Annotated in this window: 19 protein-coding genes; 13 read left to right on the top strand and 6 right to left on the bottom strand. The window is 73.9% G+C overall.

Annotated features, from left to right (window positions below; all coding sequences use genetic code 11):
- Nucleotides 1-12: 12 nt before the first annotated feature.
- The 3 genes from BLW14_RS01815 to BLW14_RS01805 all read left to right on the top strand — a co-directional run bounded on the left by BLW14_RS01815 (nt 13) and on the right by BLW14_RS01805 (nt 3,984).
- The gene (locus BLW14_RS01815) at nt 13-1,407 is read left to right on the top strand and encodes a hypothetical protein (protein WP_093703626.1); all 1,395 of its coding nucleotides are present in this window, start codon (nt 13-15) and stop codon (nt 1,405-1,407) included.
- An 88-nt stretch (nt 1,408-1,495) separates the two neighbouring features.
- Entirely contained in the window at nt 1,496-2,758 is a 1,263-nt protein-coding gene (locus tag BLW14_RS01810; protein WP_093703624.1) for an AAA family ATPase, read from the top strand.
- Nucleotides 2,755-3,984: a vWA domain-containing protein gene (locus tag BLW14_RS01805; RefSeq protein WP_093703622.1), complete on the top strand. Its 1,230-nt coding sequence runs from the start codon at nt 2,755-2,757 to the stop codon at nt 3,982-3,984. Before BLW14_RS01810 ends, BLW14_RS01805 begins: the two co-directional genes overlap by 4 nt.
- Here BLW14_RS01805 and BLW14_RS01800 read toward each other — a convergent pair.
- Complete coding sequence (locus BLW14_RS01800; protein WP_093703620.1) at nt 3,981-4,607, bottom strand: TetR/AcrR family transcriptional regulator; 627 nt, start codon at nt 4,605-4,607, stop codon at nt 3,981-3,983. The genes BLW14_RS01805 and BLW14_RS01800 overlap by 4 nt on opposite strands.
- Nucleotides 4,608-4,819: 212 nt before the next feature.
- On the opposite strand from BLW14_RS01800, the gene BLW14_RS01795 reads away from it, so the two are divergent.
- The 4 genes from BLW14_RS01795 to BLW14_RS01780 are packed head-to-tail and all read left to right on the top strand — an operon-like array spanning nt 4,820 to nt 9,615.
- On the top strand, nt 4,820-5,377 hold the full coding sequence (locus tag BLW14_RS01795; RefSeq protein ID WP_093703618.1) for a 2Fe-2S iron-sulfur cluster-binding protein: 558 nt from the start codon (nt 4,820-4,822) through the stop codon (nt 5,375-5,377).
- Nucleotides 5,374-6,366, top strand: coding sequence for an FAD binding domain-containing protein (locus BLW14_RS01790; protein ID WP_093703616.1), 993 nt, complete (start codon nt 5,374-5,376; stop codon nt 6,364-6,366). Before BLW14_RS01795 ends, BLW14_RS01790 begins: the two co-directional genes overlap by 4 nt.
- Nucleotides 6,363-8,501 carry a xanthine dehydrogenase family protein molybdopterin-binding subunit gene (locus BLW14_RS01785; RefSeq protein ID WP_093703614.1) on the top strand — a complete coding sequence of 713 codons (2,139 nt, stop codon included), beginning with the start codon at nt 6,363-6,365 and terminating at the stop codon, nt 8,499-8,501. The genes BLW14_RS01790 and BLW14_RS01785 overlap by 4 nt, the downstream gene beginning before the upstream one ends.
- Nucleotides 8,494-9,615, top strand: coding sequence for an XdhC family protein (locus BLW14_RS01780; RefSeq protein WP_093703612.1), 1,122 nt, complete (start codon nt 8,494-8,496; stop codon nt 9,613-9,615). The genes BLW14_RS01785 and BLW14_RS01780 overlap by 8 nt, the downstream gene beginning before the upstream one ends.
- Here the strand turns inward: BLW14_RS01780 and BLW14_RS01775 are convergent.
- The 5 genes from BLW14_RS01775 to BLW14_RS01755 all read right to left on the bottom strand — a co-directional run bounded on the left by BLW14_RS01775 (nt 9,612) and on the right by BLW14_RS01755 (nt 15,936).
- Nucleotides 9,612-11,237, bottom strand: coding sequence for an ABC-F family ATP-binding cassette domain-containing protein (locus tag BLW14_RS01775; RefSeq protein WP_093703610.1), 1,626 nt, complete (start codon nt 11,235-11,237; stop codon nt 9,612-9,614). The two genes, BLW14_RS01780 and BLW14_RS01775, sit on opposite strands and share 4 nt — an antisense overlap.
- A 79-nt stretch (nt 11,238-11,316) precedes the next feature.
- Nucleotides 11,317-12,951 carry a ribosomal protection-like ABC-F family protein gene (gene abc-f, locus BLW14_RS01770; protein ID WP_093703608.1) on the bottom strand — a complete coding sequence of 545 codons (1,635 nt, stop codon included), beginning with the start codon at nt 12,949-12,951 and terminating at the stop codon, nt 11,317-11,319.
- Between the two features lie 212 nt (nt 12,952-13,163).
- On the bottom strand, nt 13,164-13,775 hold the full coding sequence (locus BLW14_RS01765) for a TetR/AcrR family transcriptional regulator (protein ID WP_093703606.1): 612 nt from the start codon (nt 13,773-13,775) through the stop codon (nt 13,164-13,166).
- 41 nt (nt 13,776-13,816) lie between these two features.
- Nucleotides 13,817-14,779: a quinone oxidoreductase family protein gene (locus BLW14_RS01760; protein WP_093703604.1), complete on the bottom strand. Its 963-nt coding sequence runs from the start codon at nt 14,777-14,779 to the stop codon at nt 13,817-13,819.
- Between the two features lie 200 nt (nt 14,780-14,979).
- The gene (locus BLW14_RS01755) at nt 14,980-15,936 is read right to left on the bottom strand and encodes a TauD/TfdA dioxygenase family protein (protein ID WP_093703602.1); all 957 of its coding nucleotides are present in this window, start codon (nt 15,934-15,936) and stop codon (nt 14,980-14,982) included.
- Between the two features lie 556 nt (nt 15,937-16,492).
- Here BLW14_RS01755 and BLW14_RS01750 point away from each other — a divergent pair.
- The 6 genes from BLW14_RS01750 (at nt 16,493) to BLW14_RS01730 (ending at nt 23,435) form a co-directional block, all read left to right on the top strand.
- Nucleotides 16,493-17,701 carry an ROK family transcriptional regulator gene (locus BLW14_RS01750; protein WP_093703600.1) on the top strand — a complete coding sequence of 403 codons (1,209 nt, stop codon included), beginning with the start codon at nt 16,493-16,495 and terminating at the stop codon, nt 17,699-17,701.
- Between the two features lie 4 nt (nt 17,702-17,705).
- Nucleotides 17,706-17,873 (top strand): putative leader peptide, encoded by a 168-nt coding sequence (locus tag BLW14_RS35685; RefSeq protein ID WP_371128040.1) that lies wholly within the window; start codon nt 17,706-17,708, stop codon nt 17,871-17,873.
- Between the two features lie 277 nt (nt 17,874-18,150).
- A complete protein-coding gene (locus BLW14_RS01745; protein ID WP_093703598.1) occupies nt 18,151-19,743 on the top strand; it encodes an ABC transporter substrate-binding protein in 1,593 nt (530 codons plus the stop codon).
- 1 nt (nt 19,744) lies between these two features.
- A complete protein-coding gene (locus tag BLW14_RS01740) occupies nt 19,745-20,689 on the top strand; it encodes an ABC transporter permease (protein ID WP_093703596.1) in 945 nt (314 codons plus the stop codon).
- A 5-nt stretch (nt 20,690-20,694) separates the two neighbouring features.
- On the top strand, nt 20,695-21,582 hold the full coding sequence (locus BLW14_RS01735; protein WP_093703593.1) for an ABC transporter permease: 888 nt from the start codon (nt 20,695-20,697) through the stop codon (nt 21,580-21,582).
- Nucleotides 21,579-23,435, top strand: a complete 1,857-nt coding sequence (locus BLW14_RS01730) for a dipeptide ABC transporter ATP-binding protein (RefSeq protein ID WP_093703591.1) — start codon at nt 21,579-21,581, stop codon at nt 23,433-23,435. Before BLW14_RS01735 ends, BLW14_RS01730 begins: the two co-directional genes overlap by 4 nt.
- Nucleotides 23,436-23,483: the final 48 nt, after the last annotated feature.

Genomic DNA, 23,483 nt, shown 5'->3' with positions numbered 1-23,483 from the left:
AGGTGAGTGCTGATGGCCACTCATCCCGCCGACGGAGATCCCTTCCTGTCCTTCTGGCTGCGCGTGCGCGAGTTCGCCGTGCCGCCCTCCATGATCGAGACCGCGACCGCTCGCCGTCTCGCCGGTGACTGGGCCGGTGCGTGCGCGGCCGCCGGCATCGACGTCGACTTCGCGCCACGGAGCCTGGCCCGTACGCACGGACGGGAACTCGCCGCCCGCGTACGCGCCGACCTCCGCCACCTGGCACCGGACCTGCTCCGCTGGCACATGCCCCGGATCGCCCCACGCGGACTGCTGCGGCCGGGGCTGACGGTGCCGCTGGCGCGGTACGACCCCCGACCGCAGGCCGGGACCGCCGGTACCCCGCTGCATCTCGTCGCCCGGACGCCGCCCGCCTGGGCCGACGCCGGTCAGCGGATCAGCCTCGGGCTCTGGGACGGCACCGGCCCCGGGACCGTACGACTTCACCCGCACCCCTATCCCGGCCGGAGGTTCCGCCTGGACGTGCACCGCCACCTGTGGGACGCACGGCGAGCCGCTGAACTACGGGTCCGCGCGGGGGCCGACCGGGCGCCGGGGGAGCGCGCGGACCCGGACCTGCTCGACCTGGTGCCGCCGGGGCGCCGCTGCGCCGTCGACCGCTGGGCGGCGGAGGCGGAGCTGCTGCTGGAGGCCGAGGGCCGTTCCTCCGGACCGGTCACCGTGCGGCTCGGCGGCCGGCACCGGCTGCACCTGGACGTGGTCGGGCGTCCGTACGGCCAAGGGCCGCCCGTCCTCCGGGTCGCACAGGGCCGCGCGGATGCCGCCCGCACGCCCTTGGTGCTGCCCGACGCGGCGACCTGGGTGCTGCCCGATCTGGAGCTCCTGCGGGCGGGCGCGATCGACCCCGGCCGGCTGCACCCGCTCGTCGTGGGCGCGCTGCTCCCGGAGCACCGGCAGGCCGGACCGCCACCGGAGCCGGGAGGCGCGGGACAGCCACGCCTCGTGGACTGCCGGGGCGCCCGGCACCGGATCGGTCAGGCCGGCGGGGTGCTGTCCGCCCTGGACCACGACCCCGCCGAGGTCCGCCGAGAGGAACTGCTGGCCGCGCTGACCGGGACCCCGCTGCCGTGTTTGCGCGCCATCGACGAGGCCCACCGCCGCCCGGACTGCCTCACCGGGGTACGCGAACGGCTCGACCACGGCGACATCGCCGGAGCCCTCGCCGTCGTCGAGGCCCTGCTCGGCCCCGGCGCCCAGCTCCGGGACGGTCCCCTACGGGACGAACTGGAGACGGCGGCGCTGCGCCGGATCACCTACGGGCTGTACCGCGCCGACCTGATCGAACCCGGCCCCCGCAACCGGATCACCGGCACTCCGCGCCCCCGCGACCGCCGCTCGCGCCCCCGCCGGGCGGAGGCCCGCTGACGGGTGCGTACCGCCCCGCACACATCCGGTGCGAACCGGGACCACTCGCTCCGCCACGCATCCACCACGAACGACAAGGTGATGACACATGCCCGTACGCACGCCCTCCGCCCCGGCACACCGCCCGGACCACCCGACCCCGGCCTCCCAGCTCGACATCGCCGGGACGCTCACCGCCCTGCTGCGTGACACGACGACCGAAGCGCGCCCCGACACCCAGCTGGAGGCCCTGACGCTGGCCGTCGCGGCCGACCTGCCCGTCCTCCTGTGGGGTGAGCCCGGCATCGGCAAGACCGCGGCCCTGACCCAGCTCGCCGACGACCTCGACCTGCCCCTCACCACGGTGATCGCGAGCGTGCACGAGCCGTCGGACTTCTCCGGCCTGCCCGTCGTCGGGGACGACCCGGCCGAACAGGGCGTACCGATGGCGCCGCCGGACTGGGCCGTGCGCCTGGTCCGTGCGGGGCGTGGTCTGCTGTTCCTCGACGAACTCTCCACGGCCCCGCCCGCCGTGCAGGCCGCCCTGCTCCGTCTCGTACTCGAACGACGTGTCGGGGCGCTCCGACTCCCGCCCGGCATACGCATCGTGGCCGCGGCCAACCCCCGGTCGTCGGCCGCCGACGGATGGGAGCTGAGCCCGCCGCTGGCCAACCGGTTCGTCCACCTCCAGTGGGCCCACGACCAGGACGTCGTGGTGCGCGGACTCGGCGGGACATGGCCCCGGGCGACCCTGCCCCGGCTGCGGCCCGAACGGCTCGCCGAGTCCGTCGGCTTCGCCCGCCGCGCGGTGTGCGGACTGCTCGCGGCACGGCCCGCGCTCGTCCACCGGCTGCCCAGCGGCGAGGCCCGCAGGGGCGGTGCATGGCCGTCGCCCCGCAGCTGGGACATGACCCTGACCCTGATCGCCTTCGCGACCGCGGCCGGCGTCTCCCGTGAGGTGCTCTCCCTGCTGGTCCGAGGCACCGTGGGAGACGGGCCGGGGCTCGAACTGCTGGCGGCCGTCGACCGGATGGACCTCCCGGACCCCGAAGCGCTCCTCGCCGATCCGGCGAGCGCCGTGCTGCCCGAGCGGGGAGACCTGCGGCAGGCGGTGCTCGACGGAGTGGTGGCCGCGGTACGCAAACGCCCGGACCGGGCACGCTGGGACGCGGCGTGGTCGCTGCTGGTGCGCGCGGTGGAGACGGGAGCCCCGGACCTGGTCGTCGTACCCGCGACCACCCTCGCCACGCTCAGGCGGGAGGAGTGGGACGTGCCCGCGTCGATCGAGGCGCTGGCGGGCGTCGTGTCGCTCTCACGGCGCGCCGAACAAGCGGCGGCGCGCGCCACGGCGGCGACGAAGGGCGGCCGGTGAGCGGGGGCGAGCTGGACCTCGACCGGCTCTTCACCGCCCGGTTGCAGGCCGTCAGGGCCCGCCCGTACCTGGCGACGGCGCTGTTCGCCCTGCACGTGGTCGAGTCGCGGCGCGTCCCGACGATGGCCGTCGACCGGCACTGGCGGTGCTACGTGTCGCCGTGGTTCGTCGACCGGACCCCGGTGGAGGAACTCGCCGGGGCATGGGTGCACGAGGTGTCGCATCTGCTGCGCGACCACCACGGACGCAGCGACCGGTACGCGCGTGAGCACGGGCTGACCGGTTCGGCCGAGCGCCTGCGCATGAACATCGCGGCCGACTGCGAGATCAACGACGACGTGTACGGGGACGGGCTGGTCGCCCCCGACGCGGTGGTGCTGCCCGAGCCCATGGGGCTGCCCGAGGGGCAGTTGATGGAGGAGTACCTGGGCCACTTCCGGCTGGCGCCCCACACGGCGGAGTTCGCCTGGCTGGACTGCGGCAGCGGCTCCGACGGCCTCGACCGGGAGTGGGACCTCGGACCCGACGGGGCGCACGGGCTCAACGAGCAGGAACGCGACGCCGTGCGCTTCCGGGTGGCGCAGGGCATCACCGGCCGCCCGGGCCACGCGTCGAGGGCGTGGAAGCGGTGGGCCGAGGAGGCGTTCCACCCGCCCCAGGCATGGCGCGACCTTCTGGGTGCCGCCGTCCGGTCGGCGGTCTCGGGCCCCGGCGCGGGTGACGACTACTCCTACGGACGCCCGTCGCGCCGGTCGGCCGGGCTGCCCGGGGTCGTCCTGCCGAGCCTGCGGCGCAGGCCACCGCGCGTGTCCGTGGTCATCGACACCTCGGGCTCGGTCAGCGACGCGGAGCTGGGCAGCGCGCTGCTGGAAGTGGCCGCGATCGCCCGGGCCGTAGGCGGGAGCCGGGACCTGGTCACGGTCCTGTCCTGCGACGCGGCCGCCCGGGTCGTGCATCCGCTGTGCCGCGCGGAGGGGATCCCGCTGGTGGGCGGCGGTGGAACGGATCTGCGTACGGGCTTCGCCAGGGCCCTGCGTTCGTCCCCCGGGCCCGATGTCGTCGTGGCGCTCACCGACGGGCAGACGCCGTGGCCCTCGGACCGGCCGGAGTGCCGGACCGTGGTGGGCCTGTTCGACCGGCCGTACAGGGGGTCGTGGGACGAGGAGAACCCCGATTATGTGCCGGACGCGCCGCCCGAGTGGGCACGCGTCGTCAACATCGGCTAGCCGGGGTACCGTTGGTCCGGGTGACGGCGCGTGCGTTCGACACCGGCGCCCCCGGCGGCCCCCGCCCGCAGCCCGTCCGTCACCAGGTCGAAGAGGCGGGCGGCGCGGGGCTGCCAGTCGCTGTGCGGGTCCAACTGCCAGAGGCCCGCTATGGCGAGGAAGAAGTCGTCGGGCGTCACGCCGGGGCGGATCGTGCCCGCCGCCTCGTTCGCCTCCAGCAGGAGCGTGACGGCGTTGGTCACCGGGCCGTGGCCGACCTGCGCCAGGCTGCCGTGCCCGCTGGTCGCCGCGCGCAGGGCGTCACCCAGACCCGCCTTCGCCATGGCGTACCGGGCGAGGCGGTCCATCCACTCGCGCAGGGCACGGTCGGCCGGGCGGTCGTCGAGGAGCTGGGCGGCCGTGTCGGCGACCTGCTGCATCTCGTACCGGTAGACCTCCAGGACCAGGGCCTCCCGGTGCGGGAAGTTGCGGTAGAAGGTGCCCTGGCCGACGCCCGCCTTCTTCGCGATCACGCTCACCGGGGTGCCCGCGTCCCGCGTCAGCTCGGCGAGGGCGACGGCCAGGATGCGTTCCCGATTGCGCTGCGCGTCCGGGCGCGTGGGCGTGCTCCTCGCCTCCCGCATGTTTTCCCTTCCGAGCCGCGGCCTGGGGGACGGCCTTGCTCACCGGACAGCCGTCCGTTAGGTTCGACGACCAAGCGGACAGCTGTCCGCTTGCCTCCATCGCAACGCCGGACCGGGCCGCTCGACCGACCGGCATCCACCGGCCCCCCACCCGCACCGGCCTCGCACCGTCTCGCCCGACGCGCTCAAGCAATGCGAAAGAAGGCTGACTCATGGCCCCACCGACGTCCAGTGCCGTGACTCTGCACATCAACGGCGAAAAATACACGCTGACCGTCGACCACCGCACCACCCTGCTCGACGCGTTACGCGAACGCCTCGACCTGACGGGCACCAAGAAGGGCTGTGACCAGGGCCAGTGCGGCGCCTGCACGGTGCTGCTCGACGGCCGCAGGTCCGTGGCCTGCCTCCAGCTCGCCGTGGCGGCCGAGGGGCGCGAGATCACCACCATCGAGGGCGTGGCGGACGGCGACCGCCTGCACCCCGTGCAGCAGGCGTTCCTGGACCTCGACGGGTACCAGTGCGGCTACTGCACCCCGGGCCAGATCTGCTCCGCCGTCGCGGTCATCGAGGAGCACGCCGCCGGCTGGCCCAGCGCCGTGACCGAGGACCTGCGGCCCGAGGCGGAGGCGCCCGCGCTCACCGCCGACGAGATCCGCGAGCGGATGAGCGGCAACCTGTGCCGCTGCGGGGCGTACGCCCAAATCGTGAGGGCCGTCGCCCGAGCCGCCGAGAACGTCACGGACGAGGTCAAGGAGCCGGTGGCATGAGGGAGTTCGGATACCAGCGGGCCCACGACGTCGCCGGAGCGGTGGCTCTCCTCGGCGCCGCCCCCGACGCCCGGCTGCTCGGCGGCGGCACCAACCTCGTCGACCTGATGAAGGCCGGTGTGGAACGTCCCGGCCTCCTCGTCGACGTACGGGACCTTCCCCTGGACGAGATCCGGGCCACCGCGGACGGCGGCCTGCGCATCGGCGCGACCGTCAGCAACAGCGACCTCGCCGCCCACCCCGCCGTACGCCGCCACTACCCGGCGCTCACACAGGCACTGCTCGCCGGCGCTTCGGGGCAGCTGCGCAACATGGCCACCGTCGCGGGCAACCTCCTCCAGCGCACCCGCTGCGGCTACTTCGCCGACCTGGCCAAACCCTGCAACAAGCGGGCTCCGGGCACGGGTTGCCCCGCCGTCACCGGCGACCACCGCAACCACGCCATCCTCGGCGCGTCCGTGCACTGCGTCGCCACGCACCCCTCCGACATGGCGGTCGCACTCGCGGCGTTCGACGCGGTCGTCACGTACGAAACGGCCGACGGGCCCGGCGAGCTGCCGCTCGACGCGTTCTACCTGCCCGTGGGCGACACCCCGCACATCGAGACCGCGCTGCCCGCCGGTGCCGTGATCACCGGCGTCACCCTGCCGCCCGTCCTGGCCGCCGCGCACTCCCGCTACCGCAAGGTCCGCGAGCGTGCCTCGTACGCCTTCGCGATCGGCTCCGTGGCCACCGCGCTCGACGTACGCGACGGAGTCGTACGCGACGTGCGCCTGGCGTTCGGGGCCGTCGCCTCACGGCCGTGGCGGGCCCGGGCCGCCGAGCGCGTGCTCGTGGGCGGCCCGGCGGACGCGGACGCGTTCGCCGCAGCGGCCGACGCCGAACTGGCCGCAGCCGAGCCGCTGCCCGGGAACCGCTACAAGGTGACGCTGACGCGCAACCTCGTCGTGACCGAACTCGCCCGACTCGCCGAGGAGGCGACCCGATGACCACGACGACCGGCAGCAGTTCCGCCACCGGAGCCACGGGCGCGGGCCGTACCCGGGTGGAGGGCCGAGACAAGGTCACCGGCGCCGCCCGCTACGCCGGCGAGATCCCCTTCGCCGGGCTCGCCCACGGCTGGCTGGTGCTCTCCACGATCGCCCGGGGCAGGGTCACCGCCGTGGCGGACGAGCCCGTCCTCGCCATGCCGGGCGTGCTCGCCGTGCTGCACCACGGGAACGCGCCGCGCGTCGACGCCGACTACGTGGGCATGCTGGGCCGGCCCAACCCGGTCGTCGGGCTCTTCCAGCACGACCGGGTGCCGTTCACCGGCTGGCCGGTGGCCCTCGTGGTGGCCGAGACGTCCGAGCAGGCCAGGGAGGCGGCGGAGGCGCTCGTCGTCGGCTACGAGGAGGAGCCGCACGACGTGGCGTTCCGTGCCGGGCGCGACGACGCCTACCGGCCCGAGGACTCCCCGATGGTGCAGGCCGACGCGGGCAAGGGGGACGTCCGGGCGCAGCTCGACGGGGCCGCCTTCGTCGTGGACGCGCAGTACACCACCCCGGAGGAGCACCACTGCACGATGGAGCCGCACGCCGCGACCGCCCGCTGGGACGACGGCCGGCTCGACGTCATCGACTCCAACCAGGGCAGCGGCTGGGTGGCCGCCGAGATCGCCCAGCTCTTCTCCCTCGACCGGGACTCCGTACGCGTGCGGTCCGAACACATCGGCGGCGCCTTCGGATCCAAGGGACTGAGTGCCCATCAGGTGGCCGCCGTCATGGCGACCACCGTCCTCGGCCGACCCGTACGCGTAGTCATGACGCGCCGTCAGATGTTCTCGCTCGTCGGCTATCGAAGCCCCACCGCGCAGCGCGTCCGGATCGCCGCCGACGCCGACGGCCGGCTGCGCGCCTTCGACCACGAGGCGCTGAACCTCACCTCCACCGTGCACGAGTTCGTCGAGACGAGTGCCGTCCTGGGCCGGGTCCTGTACGACGCCGAGGCTCACCGCACCCGGCACCGCGTCGTGCGGCTCGACGTGCCGACGCCGACGTGGATGCGCGCCCCCGGCGAGGCACCCGGCTCCTTCGCCATCGAGTCGGCCCTCGACGAACTGGCCGAGAAGTGCGGCATCGACCCCATCGCCCTGCGGGCACGCAACGAACCCGCCACAGGGCCGGTCTCGGGCCTGCCGTTCAGCAGCCGTAACGTGCTCGCCTGCTTCGAGGAGGGCGCGCGCAGGTTCGGGTGGGCGGACCGCGACCCCCGCCCCGGTCTCCGCCGTGAGGGGCGGTGGCTGCTCGGGACCGGGACGGCCGCGGCCTCCTATCCCTCCGGCGTCGGGCGCTCCACCGCCGCCGTGACCGCCGAGGCGGACGGCACCTTCACCGTCCGGATCAACGCCTCGGACATCGGCACCGGAGCGCGCACCGCCATGACGCTCGTCGCCGCCGACGCGCTCCAGGTGAACCCGGACCTGGTCCGGACGCGCATCGGCGACAGCGACCTGGGCCACGCGATGATCGCGGGCGGCTCCACCGGCACCCGCTCCTGGGGCTGGGCGGTCCGGCTGGCGGCGGCCGACCTGCGCGAACGGCTGGCGCTGGGCGGCGGCATCCCGCCCGAGGGGATCACCGCCCGCTCGGACACCGCCGATGCCATCGACGCCCTCCCGCAACAGGAACGGCACTCGTTCGGCGCCCAGTTCGCCGAGGCCGCCGTCGACGTCACCACCGGCGAGGTACGGGTGCGCCGGCTGCTGGGCATCTTCGCCGCGGGCGCCATCGTCAACCCGCTCACCGCCCGCAGCCAGCTCACCGGCGGCATGACCTGGGGCCTGTCCATGGCACTGCACGAGGAGGCGGTCCGCGACGCGGCGACCGGCGGCCACGTCAACGCCGACCTCGCCGGCTACCACGTCGCCTCGCACGCCGACGTACCGCTCGTCGAGGCGGACTGGGTGGACGATCCGGTGCCCGGCGACCCCGTCGGCATCAAGGGTGTCGGCGAGATCGGCATCGTGGGCGTCGCCGCCGCCATCGCCAACGCGGTGTGGCACGCGACCGGGGTGCGCCACCGGGAGCTGCCGATCCGCCCGGACCGCGTCCTGCGAGCGGCGGGGGAAACCCCGGGTGCTTGAGATCGCGGACCGGCTCCGCCCGTGGTTCGAGGACGGCCGGGACTTCGCCGTCGCCACGGTCGTGGGCGTCGACGGCAGCGCGCCGCGCGGGCCCGGTGCCGCCCTCGCCGTCGACCGGGGCGCGGCCGTCGTCGGCTCCGTCTCCGGCGGCTGCGTGGAGGCCGAGGTGTACGAGCTCTGCGAACAGGTCCTGCGCGACGGCCGAACCGTGCGCCGGCGCTTCGGATACAGCGACGAGGACGCCTTCGCGGCCGGGCTCACCTGCGGCGGAGTCATCGACATCCTGGTCGCACCGGTGCGACCGGCCGAACCGGTCTTCCGAGCGGCGGTGGACGCCGTGGTGCGGCGGGAGGCGGTGGCGCTGGTCCGGGTGGTGCGGGGACCGGAGGACCTGCTCGGCCGGGCGCTCGCCGTCCACGCCGACGGAACGTACGAGGGCGGCCTCGGCGGCCGTGCCGAACTGGACCGCACGGCGGCCGCCGAGGCCCGCGCCCTGTTGGACGCCGGCCGCACCACGACCGTCGACATCGCGGAGGACGGCTCCCACTGCCCCGGGGGCCTCACACTCCTTGTGGAGGCGGGCGTGGCGCCGCCACGGATGGTCGTCTTCGGCGCCGTGGACTTCGCCTCCGCGCTCGTCAGCGCCGGGTCCTTCCTCGGCTACCACGTCACCGTGTGCGACGCCCGGCCCGTCTTCACCACCCCGGAACGCTTCCCGGACGCCGACGAGGTGGTGGTCGACTGGCCGCACCGCTACCTGCGGAGCATCACGACGGACGCGCGCACCGTCCTGTGCGTGCTCACCCACGACACCAAGTTCGACGTGCCTCTCCTGGAGACCGCCCTGCGGCTGCCGGCCGCGTACATCGGAGCGATGGGCTCCCGCCGCACCCACGAGGAGCGCAACCGGCGACTGCGCGAATCCGGGCTGACCGGGGAGGAGTTGGCCCGGCTGCACTCACCGATCGGCCTCGACCTCGGCGCCCGCACCCCGGAGGAGACCGCCCTGTCCATCGCGGCGGAGATCGTCGCCGTACGCCGGGGCGGTACGGGCGCCCCGCTCACCGGATCACGCACCCCCATCCACCACGACACGGAGGCGGACAACAGCTAAGCTCCCAGCCGCAGTTCGCGCCCCCGCCAGCGCCGGCGCAGCCAGCGGTCGTGGCTCGCCACCACGATCGCGCCGGGCCCCGGGCCCAACGCCTCCTCCAACTCGTCGCACAGCGCGGGGGAGAGGTGGTTGGTCGGCTCGTCGAGGAGGAGCAGCTCCGGCGGGCGGGCCATCAGCAGGGCGAGGGCGAGCCTGCGCCGCTGGCCGGCCGACAGCCGGTGCACCGGCTTGTCCGTGTCCGCCTCGTGGAGCAGCCCCAGCGAGGCCAACGGCACCAGCTCGGCCCGCTCGACGCCCAGCACCCGTGCGTACGTCTCCCCGACGGTACGGTCCGGGCGGGTGAACACGGAGTCCTGCGCGAGCACCCCGACGGACAGCCCCGGCCGCCGGACCACCTCGCCGACCGCCACCGGGCGGCCCGCGAGCACCGCGATCAGCGTCGACTTCCCCGTACCGTTGCCGCCCGTCACCAGCAGGCGTTCGGACGCCCCGACGTCGAGCCGGCCGACGGCCAGCCGGCCGGGGAAGCGGACGCCGCGCAGGGAGACCAGCGTGCCCGGCGCGGGCGGCTCGGCCCGTTCGGGGTACCGGAACCGCAGCGCCCGGGGCGGCTCGTCGACCTGGAGGCGCACCGCCTCGCCGAGCCTGCGGCCGGCGTTGCGAACCCGGCGCGCGATCTGGCTCTGCACCCGGCCGGCCCGCACCCCGTACCCCATCTTCTCGCTGTCCCGGGGCCCGCGGTCCGGCGCCACCTGGCGCGCGGTCACCGCGGCCGAGCGGCGCAGCGCCTCGATCTCCTCCTGCTCCTCGGCGTACCGCCGCTCCCAACGCGCGCGTTCCGCGCGCTTCTCCGCCAGGTAGGAGCTGTACCCGCCGCCGTACCGCACCGGCCCGTCGACGGCGGGATCGAGGTCCACGAGATCCGTGCAGACGGCGTCGAGGAACGCCCGGTCGTGACTGGCGATAACCACCGGCCCTCGCATGGCGCGCAGCTCCTTCTCGACGAACGCGGCCGCCTCGTCGTCGAGGTGGTTGGTCGGCTCGTCCAGCAGGAGGGCCGACGGACGGCGTACGAGCAGCGCGGCGAGCGCCAGACGGCCGCGCTGTCCGCCCGAGAGCGTGCGGAGCGGTCGCTCGTGCGGCAGGGAGCCGAGGCCCAGCCCGTCGAGCAGCACGGCCGCGTGCCGGTCGGCGTCCCAGGCCGCCCGCTCCTCGGCCTGTTCGAGCCGCCCGCCGTACGTCTCCAGGAGCCGCGCGTACTCCGGGGAGTCCTCGGGCGTGTGGGCCAGGAGCCCGGAGAGCCGGTCGACCTCCGCGAGGTCCGCCCGCGCCTCGCGCAGCGCGTCGTCCAGGACGCCGGCGACGGTGGACTCCGCGTCGAAGGGCATCTCCTGGTGCAGGAAGCCCACATCGGCGGGTCGGGTGACCCGCCCGGCGTCCGGCTCGTCCACCCCGGCGAGCAGCCGCAGGAGAGTCGACTTGCCGGCACCGTTCTCGCCGATCAGGCCGATGCGGTCGCCGGGCGACGCCGTGAGCGAGATCCCGTCGAGGACGCGCTTCGCGCCGAAGGTGCGGACGACGTCGTGGGCGAGCAGGGCGGACGGATGGGTGGGGGCGTTCATGAGTACCTCCGACGTGAACGGTTCGGGGGCCCGCCGGGCACGGAGCCTCGGGCGCGGGCCTGCACGGCACGTCAGCGGTTCACGACTCCGGCGCCCCCGCCTCCCGCAGCTCCCCGTCCGCCAGCCGCAGCCACCGCTCCACCCCGATCCGCTCCAGGAACCGCTCGTCGTGGCTGACCACCACGAACGCCCCGCGGTACGAGGCGAGCGCGCTCTCCAACTGCCCGGCGCTGACCAGGTCGAGGTTGTTCGTCGGCTCGTCCAGGAGCAGCAGCTGCGGGGCCGGCTCCGCGCACAGGACGCAGGCCAGCGTGGCCCGCAGCCGTTCGCCGCCCGACAGCACCCGGACGGGCAGATGGGCGCGGTCGCCGCGGAAGAGGAAGCGCGCGAGCAGGTTCATCCTCTCCGCCTCCTGCCGGTGCGGGGCGTACGCGGCGAAGTTCTCGGCCACCGTGCGGTCGAGGTCGAGCAGGTCGAGCCGCTGCGAGAGGTACGCGATGCGCCCGTCGGCGCGCCTGACCGACCCCGCGTCGGGCTCCAGATCGCCGTTGACCAGGCGCAGCAGGGTGCTCTTCCCGGCCCCGTTCGGACCGGTCAGCGCGATCCGCTCGGGGCCCCGGATCGTCAGGCCGACCCCCTCGCCGGAGAACTGCTCCCGGCCGCCGAGCCGCACCCGCACCTGCTCGCAGAGGAGCACGGTGCGACCGGCGGGCACATCGGTGTCGGGCAGGTCGAGCGTGATGCGCTGCTCGTCGCGTACGGCACGCCCCGCCTCGTCGAGACGGGCCTGCGCCTCACCGACCCGGGAGGCGTGCGTCTGGCCGGACTTGCCGGCCGCCTCCTGGGCGCCGCGCTTCATGTTCCCGGCGAAGATGCGGGGCAGGCCCGCGTTCTTCAGGTTGCGGGCCGCGTTGCTCGCGCGCCGCTCGGCCCGTTCGCGGGCCTGCTGCATCTCGCGCTTCTCCCGCTTCAGTTCCTGTTCCGCGTTGCGGACGTTCTTCTCGGCGACCTCCTGCTCGGCCCGTACGGCCTCCTCGTACGCCGTGAAGTCGCCCCCGTACAGGCGCAGTTCCTCCTGGCCGAGTTCGGCGATGCGGTCCATGCGGTCCAGGAGCGCGCGGTCGTGGCTGACGAGGAGCAGCGTGCCGTTCCACGTCTCCAGTGTGTCGTAGAGACGGTGCCGGGCCTCCAGATCGAGGTTGTTGGTCGGCTCGTCGAGCAGCAGGACGTCCGGCCGCTTCAGCAGCTGGGCCGCCAGCCCGAGCGAGACGACCTGGCCGCCGCTGAGCGTGCCGATGGACCGGTCCAGGGCGATGGCTTCGAGACCGAGCCGGTCCAGCTGGGCGCGGGTGCGCTCCTCGATGTCCCAGTCGTCACCGATGACGGCGAAGTGCTTCTCGTCCACGTCACCCGACTCCACGGCGTCCAGGGCGCGGATCACCGCGTCCACACCGAGGACCTCGGCCACCGACAGGTCGCCGGTCAGGGGGAGGCTCTGCGGCAGGTAGGCGAGCGTGCCCTCGACGGTGACGGAACCGGCGGTGGGCCGCAGCTCGCCGGCGAGCAGCTTGAGCAGGGTGCTCTTCCCGGAGCCGTTGGGGGCGACGAGACCGGTGCGCCCGGCGCCCACGGTGAAGGACAGACCGGAGAAGACCGGGGTGTCGTCCGGCCAGGAGAAGGAAAGGTTCGAGCAGATGAGGGATGCGTCGGACATGCGGGACCTCGCGTGTGAATCCGGGGTCGGCATACACCGCGGCCCCGGAGGAATGGCCAGAGGGAACAACGACATGGCCACTGCGACGGCGCCCTGGGCGCACGCTGTGGCTACGGGGCTCCGGGATCACCCGGAGATGTCGTCGTCGCCTGCCATGTCTCGTCTCCTCGGTACACGCTGAACAGCATGAAGACCTTAGCAGCCGTCCCCTTTCACGGCCTTCCGTTTTCGGTGCGGGACCGGCGGCGCAGATCCTCGATGCCCTGGTCGAGGGCCGCCTCCAGGTGGCCCAGCCGGCCGGTGGACAGCAGGATCACCACACCGCCCTGGATCCCGGCCAGCAGAGCGGCCGCCGAGCGGTCCGCGTCCCGGGCGGCGTCGATCTCCCCGATCGACTGCATGCGCCGGATGCCGGCGGCCAGTGCGTCCTGCCAGCGCTCCAGCAGTTCGGCGGCGACGGCCTGTGCGCCCGACGAGGCCGACCCGATGTGCGAGACCGCGATGTCGAGCGGACACTCCCGACCCTGCTCCCGGTAGCGGGCGACGACCTTGTCGCGCCAGGTCAGCCAGGCCGGCCACGAGGTGAGGGCGCTCAGCTCCGGCTGCTGGTCGCCGATCACCCGGTCCGCCTCGTGGCGGGCGACGGCCAGCATCAGTTCGTCCTTCCCGCCGGGGAAGTAGTGGAACAGCTGGCTCTTGCTGGTCGACGTGAGTGCCAGGACGTCGTCGAGCGTCAGCGTGAACACACCGTGCCGCCGGACCGCCGCGGCGGCGCCTTCCACGATGCGCTGCTTGGTCGCGGCACCCTTGGGGGTCAGCGGCACGATGTGTCTCCTTCTCTCGCGGTCGTACGGGTCGGCCGCGCTCAGGGGATGAGGAGCAGCTTGCCGGTGGTCCGGCGGGACTCCAGATCGCTGTGGGCCCGCGCCGCGTCGGACAGGGCGTACCGCCCGCCGATGCGCGGGGACACCTTTCCCTCCCGCACCATCGCGAAGACCTCTTCGGTCCGGGTGACCAGTGCCTCCCGGGTGGGGACGTGGTCCTGCACGGTCGGGTACGACAGCAGGATGCTGCTCGGCAGATCGGTCACCGAGAGCGACGGTACGCCCATGAAGGGGCCGTAGTAGGCGTGCACCCCGTGCAGGCGCAGGGCCAGCTGCGAGGACCGGAACGTCGAGGTGCCACCGCCGTCGTACACGACGTGGGCGCCCTCGCCGTCCGTCAGCTCGCGCACCCGGTCCTCGAACCCGGCCCCGGACGACACCAGGACGTGGTCCGCCCCCGCCGCCTCGGCGATGGCCGCCTTCTCCGCGCGGGACACGAGGCCGATGACCCGGCCGCCGCGCGCCTTGATCATCTGGGTCAGCATGAGCCCCACGCCACCGGCGGCGGCATGCACCACGGCCGTGTCGCCGGGGCCGATGGCGTACGTCTCGGTGGTGAAGTGGTTCGCCGTGAGCCCCTGCATCATCACCGCGGCCGCCGTCTCGTCCGGCACCTCGTCGGGCACCTTGACCAGCCGGTCCGCCGGGACGGCCAGCAGCTCCGCGTAGCTGCCCGGGTGGTAGAACCAGGCCACCCGGTCACCGACGGCCGGCCCCTCGACGCCCTCGCCGAGCGCGGTCACGTACCCCATGCCCTCGGCCCCGAGCACGGCCGGTGCGGCCCAGCCCGGACCGCCCGCCTTGCGGGCGCCCACGTCCATGAAGTTCACCCCGGCGGCACCGAGCCGGACGAGGGCCTCACCGGGGGCGGGGACGGGATCCGGCAGTTCGGTCCAGGCCATGACATCGGGGCCGCCGTGCCGGGTGATGTGGATCGCGTGCATGCCGTGTGCCTCTCCGTGAGCCGCCACCGCGGCTCGCGTGCCGTGGTGAGGTCAGGCCACCGTAGAAAGGCAAAAATGGACCGGCAAGTCCAGTCCGGGGAACCCGCCCCACCACCACCCCGCGCACCCGCCGCGAGGCCGCGCCGCGTGCCCGGTGGGCGGTGCCGGGGCACCGCCCACCGGGGGAGTGGGGTGCTCGGTCACGCGGCCGGGGCCTCGGTGGTGGAGGCGCCCGACGCGATGCCGAACGACGGGTCCGGCACGGCCTCCGGGCTGATCAGGGTGGAGGAGCGGCCGTCCACGCCGACCGGGACGTCACCGTCGATGGTGACGCGGCGCAGCTTGCGCTCGTGGGTGTCGGAGTCGTCCACGCCGTAGTGCTGGGTGGCGCGGTTGTCCCAGATCGCGACGTCGCCGACCTGCCAGTCCCAGCGCACGGTGTTCTCCGGGCGCTCGACGTGCGACTGGAACAGGTCGATCAGGGCCCGCGAGTCCCGGCCGGTCAGTCCGCTGATGCGCTGCACGAAGTTGCCCAGCAGCAGGACGCGTTCGCCGGTCTCGGGGTGGACGCGGACCACCGGGTGCTCGGTGAGGAACTTCGTCGAGGTGAAGACCTCGCGGTACTTCTCCAGCGCCTCCGGCAGCGCGTTGGGCCGCAGGGCGACGTAGTCGTAGTCGTTGGAGTGGACGGCCCGCAGCCCGTCCGCCAGGGTGCGCAGCTGCTCCGGCAGCTCCGCGTAGGCGGCGGCGGTGTTGGACCACAGGGTGTTGCCGCCGTACGGGGGGATCACCACGGCCCGCAGAATGGAGAAGGCCGGATAGGCGGGGACGAAGGTGACGTCGGTGTGCCACTGGTTGGCCCGGCCGCCGTGGTCGGAGTCGATGCCGAGCGAGTATCGCCCGTCGGCCGAGGGCACCGTCGGGTGGGCGACGGGTGTGCCGAGCAGCCGGCCGAACGCCTCGTGGCTCTCCTCGTCCAGGTGGTCCTGGCCGCGGAAGAAGATCACCTTGTTGGCGAGCAGTGCGGCCCGCACGGCGGCGACCGTCTCCGGGTCGAGGTCACCGCCGAGCCGCACCCCGGAGACGACGGCGCCGATGCGGCCACCGAGCTTCTGGACCGTGACGGCGGGAGCGGGAGCGGTGGTGGTGGAGGTCATGACGGATTCCCTTCGGGAAGGACGTGCCCGGCCCGGCCGGGCACAGAGCGCGGCAGACGGCGGGCTGATTAATTGTGGAGAGGAATTAATTCGGGCGGGGCGCGATCACAGGCGGTGGATGCGGAGCCCTGAGCGGTGGTGCGCGGAGATCGGGCTCCTGTGCGGGAGCACGACGCGATGGGTGTCGGCCGCTGAGATCAGGCGGCGGTACAGCGGCCCGGACACACGGGCCGCGGTGCGGGGCGGCCGGCGCGGGCGGGCCGCGCATCGGTGAGTGCCGTCGCGAACATGTCCCGGAGACTTCCAGCGTCCCGCCGCGTACGTCAAGCACCCGAAGGCACCCCGCGGGGCGTGCGGCAGTGGTTCAATCGGCGCCTGCACGGGGCTCGCGGCCCACTCGGGCGCGCACCGAAAAACCCGTCCCCACCTGCGAGTTCGTCCAGGTGGCCGGGTATCGCGAGAGTGCCGCCCCCGGGCCGGGCAACCGGCCCCGTGCGATTTCACGCCGCCGTAACGTTGCGAGCGCCCCGCCGGCGCAGGACCGAAGGAAGGCCCTATGACCACTGCCCCCCGCCTCTTCCGCGCGACCGGTGACGGGAGACGCGAGACGAACGCCGCCACCGTGCTGCGCACCGTCCTCGACCACGGGCCCGTCGCCCGCCGCGCGATCGCCGAGCGCTCCGGCCTCAGCCAGGCCGCCGTCTCACGGCAGTGCACCGATCTCGTACAGCTGGGCCTGGTGCGGGAGCTGCCGGAGCCGGGTGGCGGCGGCAACGGTGTCGGCCGGCCGCAGATCCCGGTCGACCTGCACACCGGAGAGAGCGACGGGCCCCTGGTCGCAGGTCTCCACATCGGGGTGCCGTCCTCGACGTTCGGACTGCTCGACCTGCGCGGCCGGCTGCTCGACCGGCGCGCCTTCCCCCACGACGGCCTCGCCCCCGGGGACCTTCCCTCGAAGATCGTCCAGGGGTTGCGCGCCTTTCTGGACGGAGCCCCGCGCGGCCGTCGCCTGCTCGGAGTGGGCGCGGCCCTCGGCGGCTGGGTCGACCCGGGCACGGGTACGGCGGTGCGGCACGCCTCGCTCGGCTGGTCGGGCCGGCCGCTGGCCGCCGAACTCGCCCGTGGTCTGGGCGATGTCGAGGTGCGCGTCGACAACCACGCCCGCGCGGTCGCCCAGTCCGAGATCCTGTTCGGCAGGCCCGAGGCCCGGCGCAGCCTGGTCCACCTGTTCATCGGCAACGTGGTCGACGCCGCCCTCGGCATCACCGGGGTGGTGCACCAGGGGCCGGGGTCCGGCGCCGGGGACGTGGCGCATCTGCCCGTGCCGGACTCCACGGTGGTCTGCCCCTGCGGGCGCTCCGGCTGCCTGGAGGCGACCGTCTCCAACACCGCCCTGGCCCGGACCGCCGTACGGCGCTCCATCGTGCCCTGGCCCGACGCGTTCCTGGTGGTGGACGCGGCAGCCGCGGGGGACCGGCGCGCCGACCGGCTGCTGCGCGAAAGGGCCCGCGCGGTCGGCCGGGCGGCGGCCCTGCTGCTCGATGTCCTCAACCCGGACCTGGTGGTCGTCACCGAGCACGCCAGCCTGGTCAACCCGGAGTACCTGGAGGAGATCCGGGGCGCCGCGGTCGACCACTCGCACGTCTGCCGGGACCCCGAACGCATCGTCAGTCCGCATGCCGGGACGGCCGTCCTCCCGGTCGCGGCCGGTGCCGTCGTGCTGAATCCCCTGTTCAGGAGCCCTCTTGCGGCCTCGGTGCGGTAGTCGAGTGGTGAGGGCGGGAAAGCGCTTCGTACCAGGATGCGGACAACGCAGGTTGACCGTCCGGCGAGGCCGCTGCCATATTGCTCCCGTGAACCCGGACAAGCGCCTCGTCTCCCGCAGGCACGTCGACCTCTGTCGGCAGGCCAGCGCGGTCTGTGCTGTTTGCCGCTGAGCCGGACCGCGGCCCCAGGGCCCGCGCCGCTCGCCCCGCTGACCTCTCACCGGTAGCCACCGCCCGCTGAGACCCGGGGCCCGCCTCCTCGCATGCTCCCGCACGTCACGGGAGTTCCTTGCGCCTCCCGTACGGCCGTCCAGGCGGTCCCGGACCGGCGTGCCTTCGCGCAGCGCATCCCCTTCGTTCCATTGCTCCCGCAGCGGAACGAATACCCGTCCGTGCTCCGCCGCGCGCCCTCATCCTCCCTTTTTCCCCTCGTCACAGGCAGGCTTCAATGACCGAGCTGTACCCCCTCACGCCCTCGGGACCGTCCCGGCGCTCCACCCTGCGCGCCGCCGGCGGCGGTGCCCTGCTCCTCGGCCTGGGGCTCGCGGGCTGCCGCTCGGCGGTGTCGGACACCTCGTCCGCCCCGCAGGGCGCGAGCGCCGAACCCCGGCGCGGCGGCGTGCTGAACGTCGCCGTCAACGCCGACTTCACCCCCGCTCTGCTGTTCGCCCAGAGCGGCCAGTCCCTCCAGCAACGTCTGATCTACAACACCCTCACCCGCTACGACGACCGCCTCCATCCCAAACCCGAACTCGCCACCTCCTGGACGTACGCCAAGGACGGGCGCAGCATCACGCTCCGCCTGCGCGACGACGTCACCTTCCACAACGGCCGCAAGTTCACTGCGGACGACGTCATCTTCGCGGTGAAGAACCTTCAGAACCCGCTACGTGCAGCACAGTTGAGAAGCACGGCAGCCACGGTCACCGGGTTCGAGAAGCGCGGCGACCACGAACTGGTGCTGAAGCTGGCGCACCCGGTGAACAACCTCTTCGACCTGTTCGAGTTCATGATCATCGCGGACCGGGAGTCCGTCGAGGACGCCGTCGCGGGGAAGAAGTTCATCGGGACCGGCCCGTTCCAACTGAAGAAGTGGAGCCCCGGCTCCGGACTGAGCCTTATCCGCAACGACGCGTACTGGCAGCCCGGCCGCCCTTACCTCGACGGCGTCGAACTGCGGGTCATAGCCCAGGCCGACGCGCTGATCTCGTCCCTGCGCTCCGGCCAGTCCCAGCTCACCTTCGACGCGCCCGGCAAGAGCCTCGGTGCCGTCAAGAGTGACGCCCGGCTCACCATCAGCGACTACGACACCGGCGCCGGGGCGGTGTACCTCGGCGTCAACACCACCGTCGCCCCGCTGAACGACCGGACCGTCCGCCAGGCGCTCGCCTGGGCCGTCGACCGCGACCGGCTCGTCGCGCAGACCCTCGGCGGGTACGGCCTCGCGTCCGCAGCGCCCTGGCCCAAGTCCTCCCCCGCGTACAGCGAGGCCAACCGCACCCACTACACGCACGACCCCGCGAAGGCACGGGAGCTCCTGAAGTCGGCCGGGCACAGCAGGCTCGAATTCCCCATGCTGCACATCGCGCTGCCCGGCGAGACGGCGATCGCCGAGTCCATCCAGTACGACCTCAAGCAGGTCGGCGTCCACGTCACCCTGCAGCCCACCGACGGGGCCACCGCGCAGAAGAAGCTCATCTCGCAGGGCATGCCGGCGCTCTGGTCACTCGGACACGGGTTCGCGCAGGTGCAGCCCTCGACCCTCGCGGTCAGCGCGTACCCCTTCAACGAGGCGAAGAACACCTCCAAGTTCCGTTCCGCCGCCTACACCAAGGTCGTCCGGGAGGCGTGGACCGAACCGGAGACCGACACGGCCGCCGCCAACGCCCTGCACCAGAAGATCTCCCGCATCCTCCTCGACGAGGCGTTCCTCATCGACCTCGTCGTACGCGGACAGCTCCAGGTCTCCGCCGCCGGGCTGCACGGCGTGACGCTCAACAAGTTCTCCTACCTCAACCTCGACAACGCCTACCTGGTGTGACATGCGCAGCTACCTGCTCCGGCGGCTGCCGTCCGCCCTCCTCGTCCTGGTCGCCGCCTCCTTCGTAATATTCACCATCCTGCGGCTCGTCCCCGGCGACCCCGCCACAGCGCTCGCCGGACCCGACGCGGACGCGGCGACCGTCGCCGCGATCCGCGAACGGCTCGGCCTCGACGCACCCCTGCTCTCGCAGTACGCCCACTGGATCGGCTCGCTCCTGAAGGGGGACCTCGGACCCTCGTACGCGATCGGCGGGCAGACCGCCGACCTCATCGGCGACGGGCTCGGCGCCACCACCGAACTCACCGTCGCCGCACTGCTGTTCGTGATCGTGCTCGGTACGGCCTTCGGCGTGCTGGGAGCCACCTCGCGCAGCCGCTGGCTGACCGGCGCCGTCCGCGTCGTCACCACCGCCGCGCTGGCCGTACCGCCCTTCGTCAGCGGGGTGCTGCTCGTCCTGGTCTTCGCCGTCGCGCTCCCCGTGCTGCCACCCGGCGGCCGGGTCGCCTTCCTCACCGCGCCCGACCTCGCCGCCCAGTACCTGGTGCTGCCGGCGCTCTGCCTCGCCCTGCCCAGCGCCGCCGTGCTCGGCCGCTACCTCAAGGACGGCATCGAACGCGGCCTCGCCGAGGACTACATCCGCACCGCCACCGCCGCCGGGATCCCGCCGCGCCGCCTGCTGTGGCGCCACACCCTGCCCAACGCCCTCCCGCCCGTCGTCACCCTGCTCGGCATGCAGGTCGGCAACCTCCTCGGCGGGGCGGTCCTCGTCGAGGCGATCTTCGCCTGGCCCGGCCTCGGGCAGCTCGCCGAACAGGGCCTCCAGCGCCGCGACTACCCGGTCGTCCAGGACCTGCTGCTGCTCCTGGTCGCCGTCTTCGTCCTCGTCCAGCTGCTCACCGACCTCGTGTACGCCTGGCTCGACCCCCGGATCAGGTGGGAGTAACCCTGATGACCCAGACGACCGACCTCCTCACCGCCGCGCCGCCCCCGGCCGCCCGCAAACCGCGCGCCACGCCCCGCAGCCGCCACCCGTACCGCACCGCCCTGTCCACCGCCCGCGCCCGCACCGGCCTCGTCCTCGTCGGCCTGGTGGTCCTCGCCGGGCTCCTCGCCCCGCTGCTCGCCGGGCACGGGCCCACCGACCAGAGCGGCCAGAGCCTCGCCGGGCCCGGCACGCCCGGACATCTCCTCGGCACCGACGACCTCGGCCGCGACCTGCTCAGCCGTGTGCTGTACGGCATCCGCACCGACCTCGGCATCATCGCGGTCGCGGTGCCCGCCGGCGCCGCGCTCGGCTGCCTGCTCGCGCTCGTCGCCGCCGCCCACCCGGTGGCCGACACCGTCGTCCAGCGCGTCTTCGACCTGCTCCTCGCGTTTCCCGGGCTGATCCTGGCGCTCGCCGTCACCGCGATCCTCGGCCCGGGCCGCATCCCCGTCGTCCTCGTCATCGCCCTCGCCGAGGTCCCGGTCTTCGGCCGGCTGCTGCGCGGCGGCGTCCTCGTACAGCGGGAACGCGAGTACGTCACTGCCGCCCGCGTCGGCGGCGGTTCGGGCAGCCGGGTGCTGGTCCGGCACATCCTGCCCAACGCGGCGGACCCGCTCGTCGTGCAGATCGCCGTATCGCTGACCGTCGCCGTCTTCATCGAGGGCGCCATGAGCTTCCTCGGCGTCGGCGTCCGGCCGCCGCAGCCCACGCTCGGAGCCGTACTCAGCCAGTCCATGCCCTATCTCGCCCAGGCCCCGCAATTCGCCGCCGGGCCCCTGATCACCGTGACCGCGCTCGTCCTCGGCCTCTCGCTCATCGCCGAGGCGCTCAACCGGGAGATACGCCGATGACCGCCCAGGAACTGCTGGAGGTACGCGACCTCGGCGTGGAGTTCACCGCACCCGACGGCTCACCGCTGCGCGCCGTGCGCGGGGTCTCCTTCACCCTGCGCCGGGGCGAGACCCTGGCCGTCGTCGGCGAGTCCGGGTCCGGCAAGTCCACCACCGCGCTCGCCCTCAACCGGATGCTCCCCGGCACCGGACACATCACCGGCGGGACCGTCCGCCTGGAGGGCCGCGACCTCGCCACCGCCGACGACGCGGAACTGCGGGCGGTGCGCGGCGCCCGCATCGGCATGGTCTTCCAGGACCCGATGACCGCCCTCAACCCCGTCCTCACCGCCGGCCGCCACATCGACGAGGTGCTGCGCGCCCACGGCAACCGCGACAAGGCCGCCCGCCGCGCCCGCACCGTCGAACTCCTCGACCGGGTCGGCATCCCCGACCCGCACCGGCGCGCCGACGACTACCCGCACCAGTTCTCCGGCGGCCAGCGCCAGCGCATCCTCATCGCCACGGCCCTCGCCGCCGAACCCGACATCCTCCTCGCCGACGAGCCGACCACCGCACTCGACGCCACCGTCCAGGACCAGATCCTCACCCTGCTCGGCGACCTCAACCGCGAGACCGGCACCGCCCTCGTCCTCATCACGCACAACATGGGCGTCGTCGCCCGCGCCTGCGAACGGGTCCTCGTCATGTACGGCGGCACCGTCGTCGAGGACGGCCCCACCGCCGAGGTGCTCACCCGCCCCCGCCACCCGTACACCGCCGGCCTGCTCGCCGCCGTGCCGCGCCTCGCCACCCCGTCCGGAACCCGCCTCACCGGCATCCCGGGCAGCCCGCCCGACCTCACCCTCCTCGGGGACGGCTGCGCCTTCGCGGACCGCTGCACCCTGGTCGAGGACCGCTGCCGCAACGCCACCCCGCCGCTCGCCCGGGTGACCGGCGACGTACGGGTGGCCTGCCTCCCCGCCGCCGGACGCACCGAACCCCTGCCCGCCCCGGCCCCGCCCGCCCGCATCGACCGCCCCGCACCGGGCGCCGTCGTGCTGGAGGCGGACGGCCTGACGAAGACGTACGGGGGACGCGGCGCCCGGAAGCGCGGGGTACCCGCGCTCGACGGGGTGTCGCTGACCCTCGCGGAGGGCGAGACGCTGGGCATCGTCGGGGAGTCCGGCTCCGGCAAGTCCACCCTGGCCCGGGTTCTCGCGCACGCCCACACCGCCGACGGCGGTACCCTGCGGCTGCGCGGCGAAGACGTCACCCGGCCCTCGCGGCGCGCGCTGCACGCGGTGCGCCGCCAGGTCCAGATGGTGTTCCAGGACCCGTACGCCTCGCTCAACCCTCGTATGACGGTGGGCGAGATCGTCGCCGAACCCCTCATCGCGTTCGGTATCGGAGACCGCGACGCGCGCCGGGAGCGGGTGGCGGAGCTCCTGGTACTGGCGGGCCTGGACCCGGCCGTGGCCGGACGCCACCCGCGCTCCTTCTCCGGGGGCCAGCGTCAGCGCATCGGCATCGCCCGCGCGCTGGCCCCCGCACCCTCCGTCCTCATCTGCGACGAACCCGTCTCCGCGCTCGACGTGTCCGTCCAGGCCCAGATCGTCGGCCTGCTCACCGACCTCCAGCGCGACCTGGGCCTCTCCCTCGTCTTCATCGCCCACGACCTCGCGGTCGTCCGGCAGGTCAGCCACCGCATCGCCGTGATGCACCGGGGCCGCATCGTGGAGACCGGCACCGCCGACGAGGTCTGCGACCGCCCCCGCGACCCGTACACCCGCGCCCTGCTCGCCGCCGCGCCCGAACCCGTACCGCCGGCGGCCCGCCCCGAGCGCGTCGAGAAGACGCGAGCCCTCGCATGACCCGCCCCACCCCGCCGCCCACCCCGACCCGTGACGGAGCCACCCGCC

The sequence above is a fragment of the Streptomyces sp. 2131.1 genome, from assembly GCF_900105515.1.
GTDB lineage: Bacteria > Actinomycetota > Actinomycetes > Streptomycetales > Streptomycetaceae > Streptomyces > Streptomyces drozdowiczii.
Note: the sequence above shows the minus strand (reverse complement) of the source record. Positions and strands in the feature narration are given on the sequence as shown.